General features: G+C 55.4%; 11 protein-coding genes. 10 read left to right on the forward strand and 1 reads right to left on the reverse strand.

Going from position 1 to position 14,643, the window contains the following annotated elements; all coding sequences use genetic code 11:
• Window positions 1-17: 17 nt before the first annotated feature.
• The 4 genes from KP806_RS13510 (at window position 18) to KP806_RS13525 (ending at window position 5,839) form a co-directional block, all read left to right on the forward strand.
• Window positions 18-1,343, forward strand: a complete 1,326-nt coding sequence (locus KP806_RS13510; RefSeq protein WP_224724216.1) for an LLM class flavin-dependent oxidoreductase — start codon at window positions 18-20, stop codon at window positions 1,341-1,343.
• Window positions 1,344-1,504: 161 nt separating this feature from the next.
• The gene (locus KP806_RS13515) at window positions 1,505-2,881 is read left to right on the forward strand and encodes an ABC transporter substrate-binding protein (RefSeq protein ID WP_224724217.1); all 1,377 of its coding nucleotides are present in this window, start codon (window positions 1,505-1,507) and stop codon (window positions 2,879-2,881) included.
• Between the two features lie 198 nt (window positions 2,882-3,079).
• Window positions 3,080-4,402: an LLM class flavin-dependent oxidoreductase gene (locus KP806_RS13520; protein WP_224724218.1), complete on the forward strand. Its 1,323-nt coding sequence runs from the start codon at window positions 3,080-3,082 to the stop codon at window positions 4,400-4,402.
• A gap of 42 nt (window positions 4,403-4,444) precedes the next feature.
• Entirely contained in the window at window positions 4,445-5,839 is a 1,395-nt protein-coding gene (locus KP806_RS13525; protein WP_224724219.1) for an ABC transporter substrate-binding protein, read from the forward strand.
• Window positions 5,840-6,277: 438 nt separating this feature from the next.
• On the opposite strand, the gene KP806_RS13530 is transcribed toward KP806_RS13525, so the two are convergent.
• Window positions 6,278-7,399 (reverse strand): NAD(P)-binding domain-containing protein, encoded by a 1,122-nt coding sequence (locus tag KP806_RS13530; RefSeq protein ID WP_224724220.1) that lies wholly within the window; start codon window positions 7,397-7,399, stop codon window positions 6,278-6,280.
• Window positions 7,400-7,646: 247 nt separating this feature from the next.
• Here KP806_RS13530 and nfsA point away from each other — a divergent pair, with 247 nt between their 5' ends.
• The 6 genes from nfsA (at window position 7,647) to KP806_RS13560 (ending at window position 14,622) form a co-directional block, all read left to right on the forward strand.
• Window positions 7,647-8,399, forward strand: coding sequence for an oxygen-insensitive NADPH nitroreductase (gene nfsA, locus KP806_RS13535; RefSeq protein ID WP_224724221.1), 753 nt, complete (start codon window positions 7,647-7,649; stop codon window positions 8,397-8,399).
• A gap of 53 nt (window positions 8,400-8,452) precedes the next feature.
• A complete protein-coding gene (locus tag KP806_RS13540) occupies window positions 8,453-9,649 on the forward strand; it encodes an LLM class flavin-dependent oxidoreductase (RefSeq protein ID WP_224724222.1) in 1,197 nt (398 codons plus the stop codon).
• A 13-nt stretch (window positions 9,650-9,662) separates the two neighbouring features.
• Window positions 9,663-11,027 carry an LLM class flavin-dependent oxidoreductase gene (locus KP806_RS13545; RefSeq protein ID WP_224724223.1) on the forward strand — a complete coding sequence of 455 codons (1,365 nt, stop codon included), beginning with the start codon at window positions 9,663-9,665 and terminating at the stop codon, window positions 11,025-11,027.
• A gap of 14 nt (window positions 11,028-11,041) precedes the next feature.
• Window positions 11,042-12,016 carry an aldo/keto reductase family protein gene (locus KP806_RS13550; RefSeq protein WP_224724224.1) on the forward strand — a complete coding sequence of 325 codons (975 nt, stop codon included), beginning with the start codon at window positions 11,042-11,044 and terminating at the stop codon, window positions 12,014-12,016.
• Between the two features lie 172 nt (window positions 12,017-12,188).
• The gene (locus KP806_RS13555; RefSeq protein ID WP_224724225.1) at window positions 12,189-12,794 is read left to right on the forward strand and encodes a PadR family transcriptional regulator; all 606 of its coding nucleotides are present in this window, start codon (window positions 12,189-12,191) and stop codon (window positions 12,792-12,794) included.
• Window positions 12,784-14,622 (forward strand): ABC transporter ATP-binding protein, encoded by a 1,839-nt coding sequence (locus KP806_RS13560; RefSeq protein ID WP_224724226.1) that lies wholly within the window; start codon window positions 12,784-12,786, stop codon window positions 14,620-14,622. The genes KP806_RS13555 and KP806_RS13560 overlap by 11 nt, the downstream gene beginning before the upstream one ends.
• Window positions 14,623-14,643: the final 21 nt, after the last annotated feature.

A 14,643-nucleotide genomic window follows, 5' to 3' on the forward strand; every position in this document is an offset into this window, starting at 1 on the left:
CTGGAGGGGATTGTGAAATGAGCTCTAAGCAACGCAGGCTTCACCTTAACGCCTTTTTGTTCGGGACCGGCCATCATGAAGCTTCCTGGCGGCTTCCGGAAGCGGCGCCCGAACGCAACCTGGATTTTAACCATTTGCTGCAAATTGTGCAAACGGCGGAACGCGGCTTGCTGGATTCCGTCTTCCTCGCGGACGGTTATGTGGGCCGCTCCAATAAGCTTGAGCCGTTCACGGAGCTGTCGGCCCTGGCGAGCCTGACGAAGCATATCGGATTAATTGCAACGGTCGGAACGACCTACAACGAGCCTTTCCACGTCGCCCGGAAATTCGCTTCGCTCGACCATATCAGCAAGGGCCGTGCCGGCTGGAACATTGTGACGGGGGCCGGCTCGGCCGCGCACAACTTCGGCAGGGAGGAGCATCCCGAGCATTCTCTTCGCTATGAGGAAGCGGAGGAATTCGTCGACGTCGTGAAGCAGCTGTGGGACAGCTGGGAGGATGACGCGGTCATTAACGACAAAGCCTCCGGCACCCGAATTATAAAGAACAAGGTTCGGCCGATCGATTACAAAGGAAAATATTATTCGGTGAAGGGGCCGCTGAACATCGCGCGTCCGCCTCAAGGTTATCCGGTGCTGGTGCAGGCCGGCTCGTCCGAAAGCGGCAAGGAGTTTGCGGCGAAAACGGCTGAGGTTATTTTTACCGCCCACCAAAGCATTGGAAGCGCACAGGCCTTTTACACAGATGTGAAGTCCAGGCTCCCGAAATACGGGAGAACGGCCGATCAGCTGAAAATATTGCCGGGCATTAGCCCGATTCTGGCGGATACGTTGAAAGAAGCCGGAGAGCTCGAAGAGCAGCTGTTTGAGCTGGTTGATAAAGACGGGGCTGTCAGACGGTTGTCCGAGCGGCTTGGCATCGACCTGTCGGAGCAACCGCTCGATAAGCCGTTGTCGCTTGCCGGAGTCCGCGAAACGGAGGAGGTTAACGGCAACAAAAGCCGCCATCAGCTCATACTGGACCTTGTTCGCGACGAAAATTTAACACTGAAGCAGCTAATTAACCGTTTGGCCGGAGCAAGGGGGCATTTTACCTTTACCGGTACTCCGCTTCAGCTGGCCGATGCGATCGAGCTGTGGTTCCTGAACGGGGCTGCGGACGGCTTTAATGTCATGCCGCAAATTTATCCCGGCGGGCTGGATATTTTCGTGGATAAGGTCATTCCGGAGCTGCAGAACCGCGGCTTGTTCCGGACTGAATATGAAGGAGCCACCCTGAGGGAAAATCTCGGCCTGGCAAGACCGGCGAATGCGGTATTTGTGGCCGCAGATCAGCTGGGCTAGCGAAAAAATAGAAATAGAAATAGAGGATTGGAGTCAAGGAGAAAAAAGGTTCGTTCTGTCATAACGTTGCTCGGATGAAAAATCGACCCGATAGCCGGAGATTGCCAATAGGCAGCTCCGGCTATTTGAGTGAGAAAGTCAAAGAAACGGAGATGGATAGGATGATTAGGAAGCTGGCATTAATCCATATTGTGATGTTGTTTGTTTTTGCCGCAGCTTGCGGCGGTGGTAATCAGGCTCCCGGCACCTCGGAGCCTGCGGATAACGGAAAACCCGATGCATCTGCCTCAAGAGGCGCTCCTGCGGGCGATTTCAAAAAGCTGGGCGATGAGCCGCTTACGCTTAGCTTCTACGTAACAAGCGCTACCTTTACGGATGTTGAGTTCGAAGCGATGATTGCAGGCCCGATACATGCCAAATATCCGAATGTGACCATTGAGCGCATTACGCCGGCCGCCACAACAACGGTGGAGGAAGTGTTATCCACCCACGTTCCGGATATTTTGTTCGGAGCGGTGCGCCAGAACGTATACAGGACGGGCGCTTACCAGGATCTGCGCGGACTGATCGAGAAGCATAACTTCGATCTGAACCGGCTTAAGCCGGTCGCCATCGAGCAAATCAAGGATTTTACTAAAGGGAAGGGAGAGGAAATTTTTGCGCTTCCTTTCAACGTGAATCAGCACATTATGTACTACAACAAAGAAATATTCGACCGGTTTGGCGTTCCTTACCCGACGGAGAAGCAGCTGACCTGGGAGGAAGCGGTTGAGCTTGGCGCGAAGCTGACGCGTACGGAAAACGGCGTGCACTACATCGGCCTTGCGGTCGATAATCTGACCGGCTTGGCCAAGTCGTTCGGCTTGCCGTACGTGGACCGGGAGTCCGGGCAGGCCGCGATCGATACGCCGGAATGGCGGCGCGTATTCGAGCTCCAGAAGAAAATATTCGAAACGCATGGTTATGTGACTCCGGAAGGAAATTGGAACTGGAACCGGGACCATTTCATGAAGGATCAGAACATTGCCATGCGGGTATCGTTTCTTGCGAATATGGTAGGGCCTCTTGAGGAATTAAGGCAGCAAGGCGTCGAGTTTAACTGGGACATCGCGCCAGCTCCGAACTTCGAAGACCAGCTTGGCAAAACAAGGGAAGCCCAAATACACGCGATTGCGATTAACAGTCAAAGCGCTCACAAGGACGAGGCGTTTCAGGTGCTTGCCGAAATCTTATCCGATGAGGGCCAGCGAATTATTGCCAAAAACGGCCGCGTCCCGGCGATCATCAATCCGGAGCTGAATAAGGATTACGGTGCGGATATTCCGGTTTTACAGGGCAAAAATGTGCAAAATGTGTTTATCGGGGAGCCTCTTCAGGATCATTACGTTCACCCGTATGAAGCGGAAATCAGCAAAAGGCTGACCGAGGCGGCCGAGGATATGGCGGTGAACGGCCTCGACGTCAACTCGGCGATCCGCAAGGCAACGGAAGCGATCAACAAGGATGTCGAAACGCTGAAAACGACTCTGGGACAGTAGGGAGAGCGAAATTCATCAGGAGTGTAAAAAACATCATTGACAAAAACAATCGAAAAGTGATAAATTCATTCACAGAAGTAATACGTATAATCCTATAACATTACTTGGATATCGACCGGAAAGCCGGAGATTGCCTATGGGCAGCTCCGGCTTTTTTCTTTTTCATTTCTGGCAGATCAAATTGGGAGGGGATAACAAATGAGCAATAAAAGGCGTCAGCTTCACCTTAACGCATTTCTGTACGGAACCGGTCACCACGAGGCGTCGTGGCGGCTGCCTGAAGCCGCGCCGGAGAGAAATCTGGAGTTTAACCATGTGCTGCAAATCGTGCAGACGGCGGAACGCGGGCTGATGGATTCCGTGTTTCTGGCCGACGGTTATTCCGGGCGCTCGAACAAGCTGGAGCCGTTCACGGAGCTTTCCGCGCTGGCGAGCCGGACGAAGCATATCGGCCTGATCGCGACGGTTGGCACAACCTACAACGAGCCGTTCCACGTCGCCCGCAAATTCGCTTCGCTCGACCATATCAGCAAGGGCCGGGCGGGCTGGAACATCGTAACCGGAGCGGGCGACGCGTCCCATAACTTCGGCAGGGAGAGGCATCCCGAGCATGCGCTCCGCTACGAGGAGGCGGACGAGTTCACGGAGGTCGCCAAGCAGCTTTGGGACAGTTGGGAGGATGATGCGGTCGTGAACGACAAAGCTGCAGGACTCCATATCGATCAGGACAAGGTGCACACGATCGATTACAAAGGCAAATATTACTCTGTGAAGGGGCCGCTTAACATTGCAAGGCCGCCGCAGGGTTATCCGGTGCTGGTGCAGGCCGGCTCGTCAGAGAGCGGTAAGGAGTTTGCGGCGAAAACGGCGGAGCTTATTTTTACGGCTCATCAAAGCATCGAGAGCGCCCAAGCGTTCTACAAGGACGTCAAGTCCAGACTGCCAAAGTACGGGAGAGAAGCCGGCCAGCTGAAAATATTGCCGGGCATCAGCCCGATCCTCGCAGATACGATTGAAGAAGCGAAGGAGCTCGAAAATCAGCTGTTCGAATTCGTTAACAAGGATGGGGCCATCAGAAGGCTGTCCGAGCGGCTTGGCATCGACCTGTCGGGGCATCCGCTTGACGAGACTCTATCGCTGGAAGGAGTCAAGGAAACGGACGAGGTGAACGGACACAAAAGCCGCCACCAGCTCATCCTCGACCTGATCCGGAACGAGAGCCTGACGCTGAAGCAGCTGGTGAACCGGCTGGCCGGGGCAAGGGGGCATTTTACCTTCACGGGTACGCCGCTACAGCTCGCGGATGTTATCGAGACCTGGTTTTTGAACGGCGCTGCGGACGGCTTTAACGTCATGCCGCAAATTTATCCGAGCGGGCTCGAAATTTTTGTGGATAAGGTCATTCCCGAGCTGCAGAACAGGGGATTGTTCCGGACCTCGTACGAAGGCAGGACGCTAAGGGAAAACCTTGGTCTCGCCAGACCGGAGAACGCACTTCGCCAAACGAAGGCTGTATTGTAAGACCACATACATGCACAACTAATCAGGGGAGAGATTACGATCATGAAAAAGCTCACACTAGGCGTTACGTTTTTATTACTGCTGGCTCTTTTGACGGCATGCGCAAGCAGCGGAAATGGCGGGGGAAATGGGGGCGGAAGCTCTACAGGCAGCACTCCCGATTCGACGAACGCCGAATCTCCGGCTGCAGAAGAAGCAAATTTCAAAAAACTTGGCGACGAGCCGCTTACGCTGACGTTTTTTAACACGAGCGGCACATTCCCGGACGTTGAATTTCAGACGCTGATTGCCGATCCGATCAAGAAGAAATACCCTAACGTAACGATTGAGCGGATTACGCCTGCAGCAACGACGACGAATGAAGAGGTGCTGTCTACGCATGTACCAGACATCATTTATTCCTCTTCCTCCTCGCACCAGAAAATTATCCGTACCGGCGCGTACGAGGATTTGCGGGAGCTGATCAAGCGCCACCATTTTGACGAAAGCCGCATCAAGCCGATTTTGTACGATTACATCAAGGATATGACGAAGGGCAAGGGCGACCAGATTTATGCAATACCATTCAACGCGAACCAGCACGTGCTTTATTACAACAAGGATATTTTCGATAAATTCGGCGTGGAGTATCCGACGGATAAGCAGCTGACATGGGATGAAGTGCTGGATATTGCAGCGAAGCTGACCCGTACCGAAAACGGCGTCAACTATATCGGTTTATCCGTAGACAACCTGACAGGGCTTGCGAGAGGGCTAGGCTTGCCGTACCTTGACCGGGAAACGGGCAACGCTGCTCTGGATACGGAAGAATGGCGCCGTATATTCGAGCTGAACAAACGGATTTTCGAAATTCCAGGCTACGTCACACCGGACGGAACCTGGAACTGGGGACGCGACCAGTTCATGAAGGATCAGAACATTGCTATGCGCGTCACCTGGCTGGCTAACATGGTCGGACCTCTCGAGGAGCTGCGCCAGCAGGGCGTGGAGTTTAACTGGGATATCGCGCCGGCCCCTAACTTTGAGGACCAGCTCGGCAAGACGAGAGAGGCGCAAATTCACTCGTTGTCCGTGAACAGCCAAAGCAAGCATAAGGATGAGGCGTTCCAGGTTATCGCCGAAATTTTGTCGGACGACGGTCAGCGCATTTTGGCCCGCAACGGCCGCGTGCCGGCTATTATTAATCCGGAGCTGGAGAAGGAGTATGGCCTCGACATTCCGGTGCTGCAGGGCAAATCGGTGCAAAACGTGTTTATCGGCGAGCCGCTTCAGGAGCACTATATTCATCCGTACGAGCTCGAAATTACGACGAGGCTGACCGAAGCCGCCGAGGATATGGCCGTCAAAGGGCTCGACGTCAATTCCGCGATCCGCAAGGCGACCGACGCGATTAACAAGGACGTCGAGACGCTTAGAACGACGCTGGGAACCCCTTAAGCAGGAAACTGGCTAGATTAACTTGGTTGTGCTAACTTGATCGTGCTGACTGGACTGCACCGAACTGGGCAACACGAACCGGGGAGGACAGCATACACACTTATGTCTCCGTGAGCTGCTCTGCTGCATTTTGTGCAGCAGAGAGGGGATGAATGGGAGCGGCACGTCGTTCTGCTGCATCTAATGCAGCAGATTCGTGTCTGCATGGCTGTATCGAGCTGTATGCGGACGATTCTGCTGCAGAAGTACAGTCCGGCACGGCAAAGCCTTATTCATGTCAGGTTTCTGCTGCACTTTCTACAGCAGCCGTCACGCATGCCGCAGGGGAGGACCTGGCTGAATAAACGCAAGCAGGATAAAGGTGGACAAATCTAATTAGAACGCAGCAAAGGGAGGGCAATTGCCTCTCCCTTTGTTTTGCTGCATGAAGGAGTAACTCTATGCGGTAACCAAGCAAGAAATAATGGAGCGGCAGGCTTGCCGGAGACCGGCGACGAAGCCGAATGCCGGGCCATGAGTGTGGCTGGCCAAAGGGCCAGCGAAAAACAGCCCGGGAACGCTGCTTTCGAAATGCTCGCTGAGCAGAGGAAACCGGCTGAAGCCGCCCCTCTCGCGTTCGATCGTAGCGAGCAAATAGCGGGGAAGGAAAGGGACCAGATCCAGATCGATCCGATAGCCGGTAGCCGCGATGACATGATCGAAGACCCGCGTTTCGCCGCCCGACAGCGTAAGAAGCGCCTTGCCGCCCTCCGCCGCTTCGGCCTTTTCAATGCGTGCATGGCCGGTAGCCTTCACCTTGCCTTCGACATAAGGCTTCAAAAATAAAGCGACGCTGCCTTGGCGCGGGGTGTTCCACCGCTCCTGCTTCTGCTCCGGCGGAAGCCGGTAAAACTGCTCCGCCGATTCAATCAGCTTGAGACCGGACGCCGTATTATCTTCACCGGCATATTGCACCGCTTCCCGCCGGAACAGCAGCTCGGCCCGGCTTCCCGCCATATGCAGGAGCGCCGCGGCTTCCCATGCGCTTTGCCCGCTGCCGATGACGGCGACGCTTTGCCCATGGAAACGTTCGAAGCCGGTTTGGCCGAACGTGTGCGTGACAAGGGAAGGAGGCAAGCCGGACAAGACATCGGGAATATAGCTGAAATGCTGAAGACCCGTTGCGACGACGACATGGCGGGATGCGAGCTGTTTTCCGGCGTTTGTCGTTACCGTGAAGCCCGAGGAGGAATAGTCGACACTGGCAGCGAGCTCAGGAGTAAAGACGACACCGGCATGACGTGCGAACCAGAAGGCGTAGTCAACGAAGTCCGGGCGGGGAAAGGGTGACACGAGCGGAGTACCCGTCTCCTCGCTATAGCGTTCAATCGTCAGCACGCCGGCATAGTCGGACAAGCTGATATAACGCGGGTTGGTCCGGATAAACATATTTTGCGGCATCTGTTCCTTCCAGAAATGCATCGGCTCGCCCAGCAAAACGTAAGAAAGGCCGATTGCCCGCGCATGAGCGGCAAGCGAAATGCCGTAGGGGCCGGCTCCGATAATAATCAAATCAGTCATATAAATCCCTCCCGAATAACGGTTCATTCAAATATACCAAGAATTATACTCGGTAAACTTTGAATTGCAATGAAAATCGGTTCATGAAGCGTGTTGACAACTTTCGTATTCCATGATAAATTTTGAATGACATTTTTCATATTAAATTCCTTGGATTAATCGGAATTAATCGGCTACCGGTCAACCGGAGACACTTGCAACGCGTGTCTCCGGTTTTTTTTATGCCAAGGAACAGGGGGAAAACGAGATGAGCGAAACGATTGACTTGTTAAAAAAACACCGTTCCATACGCAAATATAAGGACACGGCGATTTCTGAGGAGCACTTGACGGAAATCCTGCTGGCGGCGCAGGCCGCACCGACCTCCTCGAACATCCAGGCATACAGTGTCGTGGCGGTTACCGATCCGGAGCGCAAGCGGAAATTCGCCGAGCTGGCGGGCAACCAGCAGCAAATTGTGGAAAGTCCGGTATTTCTCGTCTGGCTGGCGGATTTGAACAAAATTAGAACGGCAGTGCGCCTGCACGAGGATATTGAGCTGAAGCAGAACGTGGAGCTGTTCCTGCTCGCCACGATTGATGCCGCATTGGCCGCCCAAAATGCGACCGTTGCCGCCGAATCGCTTGGCTACGGAACGGTGTATATCGGAGGCATCCGCAATAATCCGCAGGCAGCGACCGATCTGCTGGAGCTTCCGCCGCTTGTCTATCCGGTGTTCGGCATGTGCCTCGGCGTACCCAATCAGGAGCCGGACATCCGGCCGCGCCTGCCGCTGGCGGCGGTCTATCACCGTGAGGTATACAGGCAGGAAAACCTTGTGAAGGAGATCGAGGCTTACGACGAAATTACACGGCATTATTATGCAACCCGCACAGGCGGCGGAAAAGGCGGGGAGCAGGAAACGAAATGGTCGAAGGAAATGCTCAAAAGGTTCAACAAGGATCGGCTTCGCGGCCATATGCACGACTTTTTGCTGGGTCGCGGCTTCGAGCTGAAGTAAGCGGCGGGTACAGGCCTGGAGGTCATACAAATCGGGTGAACGGGGGATTCGGCATGAGTCACAATTACGAAATAGAGCCTGAATTCGGCTGGTACATGCCGACAAGGGGAGACGGACCGTATGTAGGGGTGAAGTCGGAGCGGGTGGTGGACATCGCCTACAATATCAAGGTCGCCCACGCAGTCGAGGAAGCGGGTTATACGTTCGCCCTCATTCCGACGGGAGGCAATTGCTCGGATGCCTGGCTGGTCGGAGCTACGCTGGCGGCCCACACGAAGACGTTTAAGCCCCTTGTGGCGATGAGGCCGGGCTTGATCGCGCCGGCGCTGGCCGCGAGGATGGGAGCAACCCTTGACGAGGTGACCGGAGGCCGGGCGCTGATCAATATCGTGACCGGCAGCTCGGCGGCGGACATGAAGGCGATGGGGGATCCGCTGGCCTTTGACAAGGAGGCCCGCTATGAACGGACGCTGGAATATATCAAGATTGTCAAGCAATTATGGCTGAACTCGGCGGCGGCGCAGGGAGAACGGCTGCTGGCGGCGCATGACGCCCTGGGGCATATCGAGCGCTTCGACCACGAGGGCAAATATTTTCAGCTGGAAGGCGGCGTCAGCTATCCGCCGCCCGTGCAGAGGCCGCATCCGCCGTTTTACTTTGGCGGCAGCTCCCCGGCAGCCAAACGAACCGCGGCGGAAATTGCCGACGTGTATCTGATGTGGGCGGAGCCGCTCGACTGGATCAAGGAGCAGATCGAGGAGGTCGAGCATCACCGCAAGGAGCTGCGGGCGCTGCAGGGGATCGACCGTACGATCAGATACGGCTTGCGCGCGCAGGTCGTCATCCGCGACACGGAGGAGGAAGCCTGGGCTGCGGCAAGGCATATCGTAAGCCGGATCGATCCCATGCTGAAGCAGGGGCTGGAGGGGCAGCTGTTCTATAACCTGTCGGCGGGCCAGCAGCGGCAAAACGAGCTGCGTAAGCTGGCGGAGGCCAACGATTACGTCATCGGGCCGAATTTTTGGGCGGGGCTGGCGCAGGTCAGAGGAGGAGGCGCGATGGCGTTCGTCGGAACCCCCGAGCAAGTGGCGGACCGGCTGCTCGAGTATACGGAGCTGGGCGTTACTTCCTTCATTCTGTCCGGTTATCCCAATCTGGAGGAAGCGTCGGCCTCCGGCAAGGCGCTGCTTCCGGTCTTCCGAAGAAAGTGGCAGGAGCGCAAGCTGGCGGCGAGCCAAATACAACGATAACGAGGTGAAGGGCATGAGCGGCTTACCGACAAACAAGAAGGCTCATTTTAACGTGTTCCTGAGGGGGGCCGGGCATCATTCCGCCGCCTGGAAGCATCCCGATTCGAATCCGAAGGATGATCTGGATCTCGACTATTATGCGGAAATCGCGAAGATCGCGGAACGGGGTTTGTTCGACTCGCTGTTCACGGCGGATAACTATTCGGGTCTCGGCCGAAGGCTGGAGCCGTTCACTCTGCTATCCGGCCTTGCAGCGCTGACCAAGCATGTCGGGCTGATCGCCACGGTCAGCACGACCTACAACGATCCTTACCATGTGGCGAGAAAATTCGCTTCGCTTGACCATATCAGCAAAGGCAGGGCGGCCTGGAATATCGTGACGGGACATTCGCAGGCGGATGCGGGCAACTTCAGCAAGCCGGAGCATCCCGAGGTGTCGAAGCGCTATGAGATCGGCGACGAATTCGTGGAAATTACGAAGCAGCTGTGGGACAGCTGGGAAGAGGATGCCCTGGTCTACGACAGGGAACGCGAGGTAACGATCGAATCGAGCAAGGTGCACGAAATCAATTTCCAGGGCCAATACCATTCCGTGAAGGGGCCGCTCAATATTCCAAGGCCTCCGCAGGGCTACCCGGTGCTCGTACAAGCGGGCTCATCGGAGGGCGGCCGGGAGCTTGCTGCGAAGTCGGCGGAGGTGATCTTCACGGCGCAGCAGACGCTGGGCGCCGCGCAGGAGTTTTATACCGACGTCAAGTCCAGGCTGAAGAAGTACGGGCGCACGCCAGATCAGCTGTTGATTATGCCGGGACTCAGCCCGATCGTCGGGGATACCGAAGCCGAAGCCAGGGATATCGAGGACGAGTTCAACTCGCTGCTGAACACGAAGCAATCGCTGCGCAGGCTGTCGAACTATTTTACGGTAGACTTGACCGAATATGACCTCGACGATCTGGTGCCGGTCGACAAAGCCAAGCCGTACGGCACGATCACGACAGGCATCACGAGCCGGCAGGAGGTGGTCGTTGACGCGGCACGCCGCGACCGGATGACGATCCGCCAGTTCATTGCCAGAAGCGCGGCCGGGCACGGCCATGTGTCCTTCACCGGCTCCGTGCTGCAAACCGCTGATTTTATCGAGAAGTGGATCAAGGAGAACGGGGCGGACGGCTTTAATATTTTGCCTCATATTTATTTCAGCGGGCTTGAAACCTTCGTCGATAAAGTTGTTCCGGAGCTGCAGAACCGCGGCCTGTTCCGTACGGAATATGAAGGAAAGACGCTGCGTGAAAACCTCGGCCTCGCCCGGCCGGAAAATAAAAACAAAGCGATTTGGGCGCTCAGAAAAGAAGAAAAGCAGGTCCCGTCGGGCCATTAGAGGAGGAAATGAAAATGTCCGTAAAATATCGACAATTAGGTGCAAGCGGTTTGAAAGTAAGCGAGATCAGCCTTGGGAGCTGGCTGACCTACGGCGGCTACGTGGAGCGCGAAAATGCCGTGCAATCCATTCAAAAGGCGTATGAGCTGGGCGTGAATTTTTTCGATACGGCCAACGTTTACGCCAAAGGCGAAGCGGAGAAGGTTGTAGGCGAAACGCTGCGTGCCTATCCGCGCGAATCCTATGTGCTGGCCACCAAGGTATACGGCAAAATCGGCGACGGTCCGAATGACCGCGGCTTGTCCCGCAAACACGTTATCGAATCGGCGAACGCAAGCCTGAAGCGGCTGGGACTGGAATACGTCGATGTGTTCTACAGCCACCGCTTTGACCAGGAAACGCCGCTTGAGGAAACGCTGCGCGCGTTCGAGGATTTGGTGCGGCAGGGCAAGGTGCTTTACGTTGGCGTCAGCGAATGGACGGCAGCCCAAATTACGGAAGCCTTCGCCATTGCCGATAAATATTTGCTGGACCGGATTGTCGTTAACCAGCCGGTCTACAATCTGTTCGACCGTTATATCGAAAAGGAAATTATTCCGCTCGGCCTGAAAAAGGGCTTTGGACAAGTCGTGTTCTCGCCGCTTGCGCAGGGCTTGCTTACCGGGAAATATACGGCGAACGGCCAAGTTCCGGAGGATTCGCGCGCGGCCAAGCACGAAAATTTCAAAAACAGAATAACGGAAGAAAAGCTGGCTAAGGTCGAGCGGCTGAAGGGTATCTCCGCCGAGCTGGACATAACGGTGGGTCAGCTTGCGCTCGCCTGGATTTTGCGGCAGCCGAACGTATCGAGCGCGCTCGTAGGAGCAAGCCGTCCGGAGCAGGTGGAGGAAAATGTAAAGGCGTCGGGGATCGACCTGGATGCCGATGTGCTTCAGCGTATATCGGAAATTATCGACAATAATCCGGTTCCTGTAAGAGCCGGGTTCTGATCGCGAATAATCCTTTCATACAAATGACCAGTAAAGGACGTTCATTTACTGGTTTTTTTGTTGAAAAAAACAGGGATTCGCAAGCATATTTTTTTGCGGTCGTTGCCAATTAACGATATATCGTATAGAATAAATTACAATACGATATATCGTTAAAGGAGGCGGTTATGGAATGAAAAAAGTGTGGCAGCAGGAGGAGCGGTTGTTTCTGCATCTCGGCAACGAGAGGGAGACACTTGGCTCGGGCCGGCGGTATTTCAGCCGCGGCGGCGTAAAGTTTGCGCTTCTCGAGCTGCTGGAACAGGAGAACATGCACGGCTACCAGATGATGAAGGCGCTCGAGGAGCAGTCCGGCGGCACCTATAAGCCGAGCGCGGGCTCCATTTATCCGACGCTTCAGATGCTGCGCGATCAGGGCTTCGTTGAAGCCAGCAAGATCGAAGGAAAGAAGATCTTCAATATTACCGATGCAGGCCGCGAATACCTGAAGGAAGAGAAGGAGCATCCGGAGTCGGCCGAAGCTGAGCCGGAACCGGAGCAGGAGCCGGAGGGCCAGGAGGAGGGCGCGCAGCCGGGCGGCGTAAAGCGGAACCGCAGGCTGACGCCTAAGGGCAAGGAGCTGCTGCATCTGCTGAAGGCGGCGGAACGCGCGGCGCTCGCCGATGCGGATAAAGCCGTACAGCTGAGGGAAATCGTCGGACAGCTTCGGGTATCGCTGCTCCAGCTTACGGAGGGGCAGGAATGCGCGCCAGGGAAGGAGAGCGGAAATGAGCGATAACTATAATCCGGCCGGTACCGTACGAGCGGGCGGCGGGATGGGCGGCATGAAAAAATTCGGCACCGGGGAAAAAGCAAAGCCGGCCAGCATTTACGGCATGTTCGCAAGAATATACTCTCATGCGAAGATGGAGTGGCCTTCACTTGTCATCACTCTTGTCTGCATCACCGCAGTTTCGCTGCTTGAGTTTATCGTGCCGCAGCTTACCCGCTACACGATTGACCACCTCATTCCCGATAAACGCTTCAGCCTGCTGCCATGGATCGGAGCCGGCGTTCTTGGCTCGGCAATCGCACTAGGACTGCTGAAATATGTCAGCTCGACGTTTATGGCCGCTATCGGGCAGAAAGTGCTCTACAATCTTCGCAACGATTTGTACCGGCATATGCAAAGCATGGACGTCTCCTTTTTCGACCGCAACCGCACGGGGGATTTAATGTCCCGCGTCACGAACGACGTAGGCATTCTTCAGCAATTGATTTCTTCCAGCATGATGCAGCTGTTCACCGATTTTTTCACTTTCACGTCTATCGCCATTTATATGCTGTGGATCGATTGGAAGTTGACGGTGCTTCTGCTTGCTACCTTTCCTTTTATGATTATGACGACGAGGCTGTTCGGCAAACGGATGCGCGCCTCCTTCCGCAAGGTGCAGGAGTCGGTAGCGGATGTCAGCGACCATCTCCAGAACGCGCTCACCGGCATCCGGCTCATAAAGTCGTTTACGGCGGAAGGTTACGAGTCCGGCCGCTTTTCCGAGCGCACGCAGAAAAATATGGATGCGAATATTCAGGTCGTCCGCTTGCGGGCAGCCTATGAGCCTATTATCGATTTTCTGAATTTTCTGGGACTTGCGATCGTGCTCGTATTCGGAGCATGGCTGGCGATGAAGGATCAAATGACGGTAGGAACGATCGTCGCTTTTATCGCGTATTTGCGCCTTCTGCAAAATCCTGTTCGCCATTTCAGCCGCATTTTGAATACGATTCAGCAAGCGGCAGCCGCATACGAGCGGATTATGGAGGTCATGAACACAAAGGCCGAAATTACGGAGAAGAAAGACGCGGTTACGCTGCCGCCGGTACGCGGGCACATCCATTTCGATCATGTCAGCTTCGCGTATTCGAAGGACTCGGAGGTGCTGTCGCAGTTCAGCCTGGAGCTGGAAGCGGGCAAGGTGACGGCATTGGTCGGCTCCTCCGGCTCCGGCAAATCGACGATCGCGCATCTGATTCCAAGGTTTTACGATGCGCAGGCCGGAGATATTACGATCGACGGCCACTCGATAAAAGATGTCACCCTCACTTCGCTCCGGGAGCAGATCGGGATCGTGTCTCAGGACATCTTTCTGTTCAACGGCACGATTGCGGAGAACATCCGTTACGGAAGCGCTGGCTCCACCGATGAGGAAGTGAGAGCCGCGGCGAAGGCGGCGAACGCCAGCAAGTTCATCGAGTCCTTCCCGAACGGCTACGACACCCAGATCGGCGAGCGCGGCGTCAAGTTGTCCGGCGGACAGAAGCAGCGCATTTCCATAGCAAGGGCTATCTTGAAAAATCCCCGCATCATCATTCTCGATGAAGCGACGGCTTCCCTCGACACCGAGTCGGAACAGCATATCCAGGAAGCGCTGTCGCTGCTGCTGAAGGGGCGCACTTGTCTCGTCATCGCCCACCGGCTTTCGACGATTCAGCAGGCGGATCAAATATATGTGCTCGAGCACGGCCGTATCGAAGAGCATGGAACGCACGAGGAGCTGCTGAGGCTGCAGGGCCGCTACAGCCAGCTCTACGAATTGCAGTTTCCGCAGACGGAAGCGGCGGGATGACAGACTATCACGAATGGAAGT

Origin of the sequence: Paenibacillus vietnamensis, assembly GCF_020169515.1 — a bacterium.
In the GTDB taxonomy this organism is placed as follows: domain Bacteria; phylum Bacillota; class Bacilli; order Paenibacillales; family Paenibacillaceae; genus Pristimantibacillus; species Pristimantibacillus vietnamensis.

Bases quoted from the DNA above. Each gene is read 5' to 3' on its own strand.
- KP806_RS13510 (WP_224724216.1), top strand. From the start codon at position 18: ATGAGCTCTAAGCAACGCAGGCTTCACCTTAACGCCTTTTTGTTCGGG.
- KP806_RS13515 (WP_224724217.1), top strand. From the start codon at position 1,505: ATGATTAGGAAGCTGGCATTAATCCATATTGTGATGTTGTTTGTTTTT.
- KP806_RS13520 (WP_224724218.1), top strand. From the start codon at position 3,080: ATGAGCAATAAAAGGCGTCAGCTTCACCTTAACGCATTTCTGTACGGA.
- KP806_RS13525 (WP_224724219.1), top strand. From the start codon at position 4,445: ATGAAAAAGCTCACACTAGGCGTTACGTTTTTATTACTGCTGGCTCTT.
- KP806_RS13530 (WP_224724220.1), bottom strand. From the start codon at position 7,399: ATGACTGATTTGATTATTATCGGAGCCGGCCCCTACGGCATTTCGCTT.
- nfsA (WP_224724221.1), top strand. From the start codon at position 7,647: ATGAGCGAAACGATTGACTTGTTAAAAAAACACCGTTCCATACGCAAA.
- KP806_RS13540 (WP_224724222.1), top strand. From the start codon at position 8,453: ATGAGTCACAATTACGAAATAGAGCCTGAATTCGGCTGGTACATGCCG.
- KP806_RS13545 (WP_224724223.1), top strand. From the start codon at position 9,663: ATGAGCGGCTTACCGACAAACAAGAAGGCTCATTTTAACGTGTTCCTG.
- KP806_RS13550 (WP_224724224.1), top strand. From the start codon at position 11,042: ATGTCCGTAAAATATCGACAATTAGGTGCAAGCGGTTTGAAAGTAAGC.
- KP806_RS13555 (WP_224724225.1), top strand. From the start codon at position 12,189: ATGAAAAAAGTGTGGCAGCAGGAGGAGCGGTTGTTTCTGCATCTCGGC.
- KP806_RS13560 (WP_224724226.1), top strand. From the start codon at position 12,784: ATGAGCGATAACTATAATCCGGCCGGTACCGTACGAGCGGGCGGCGGG.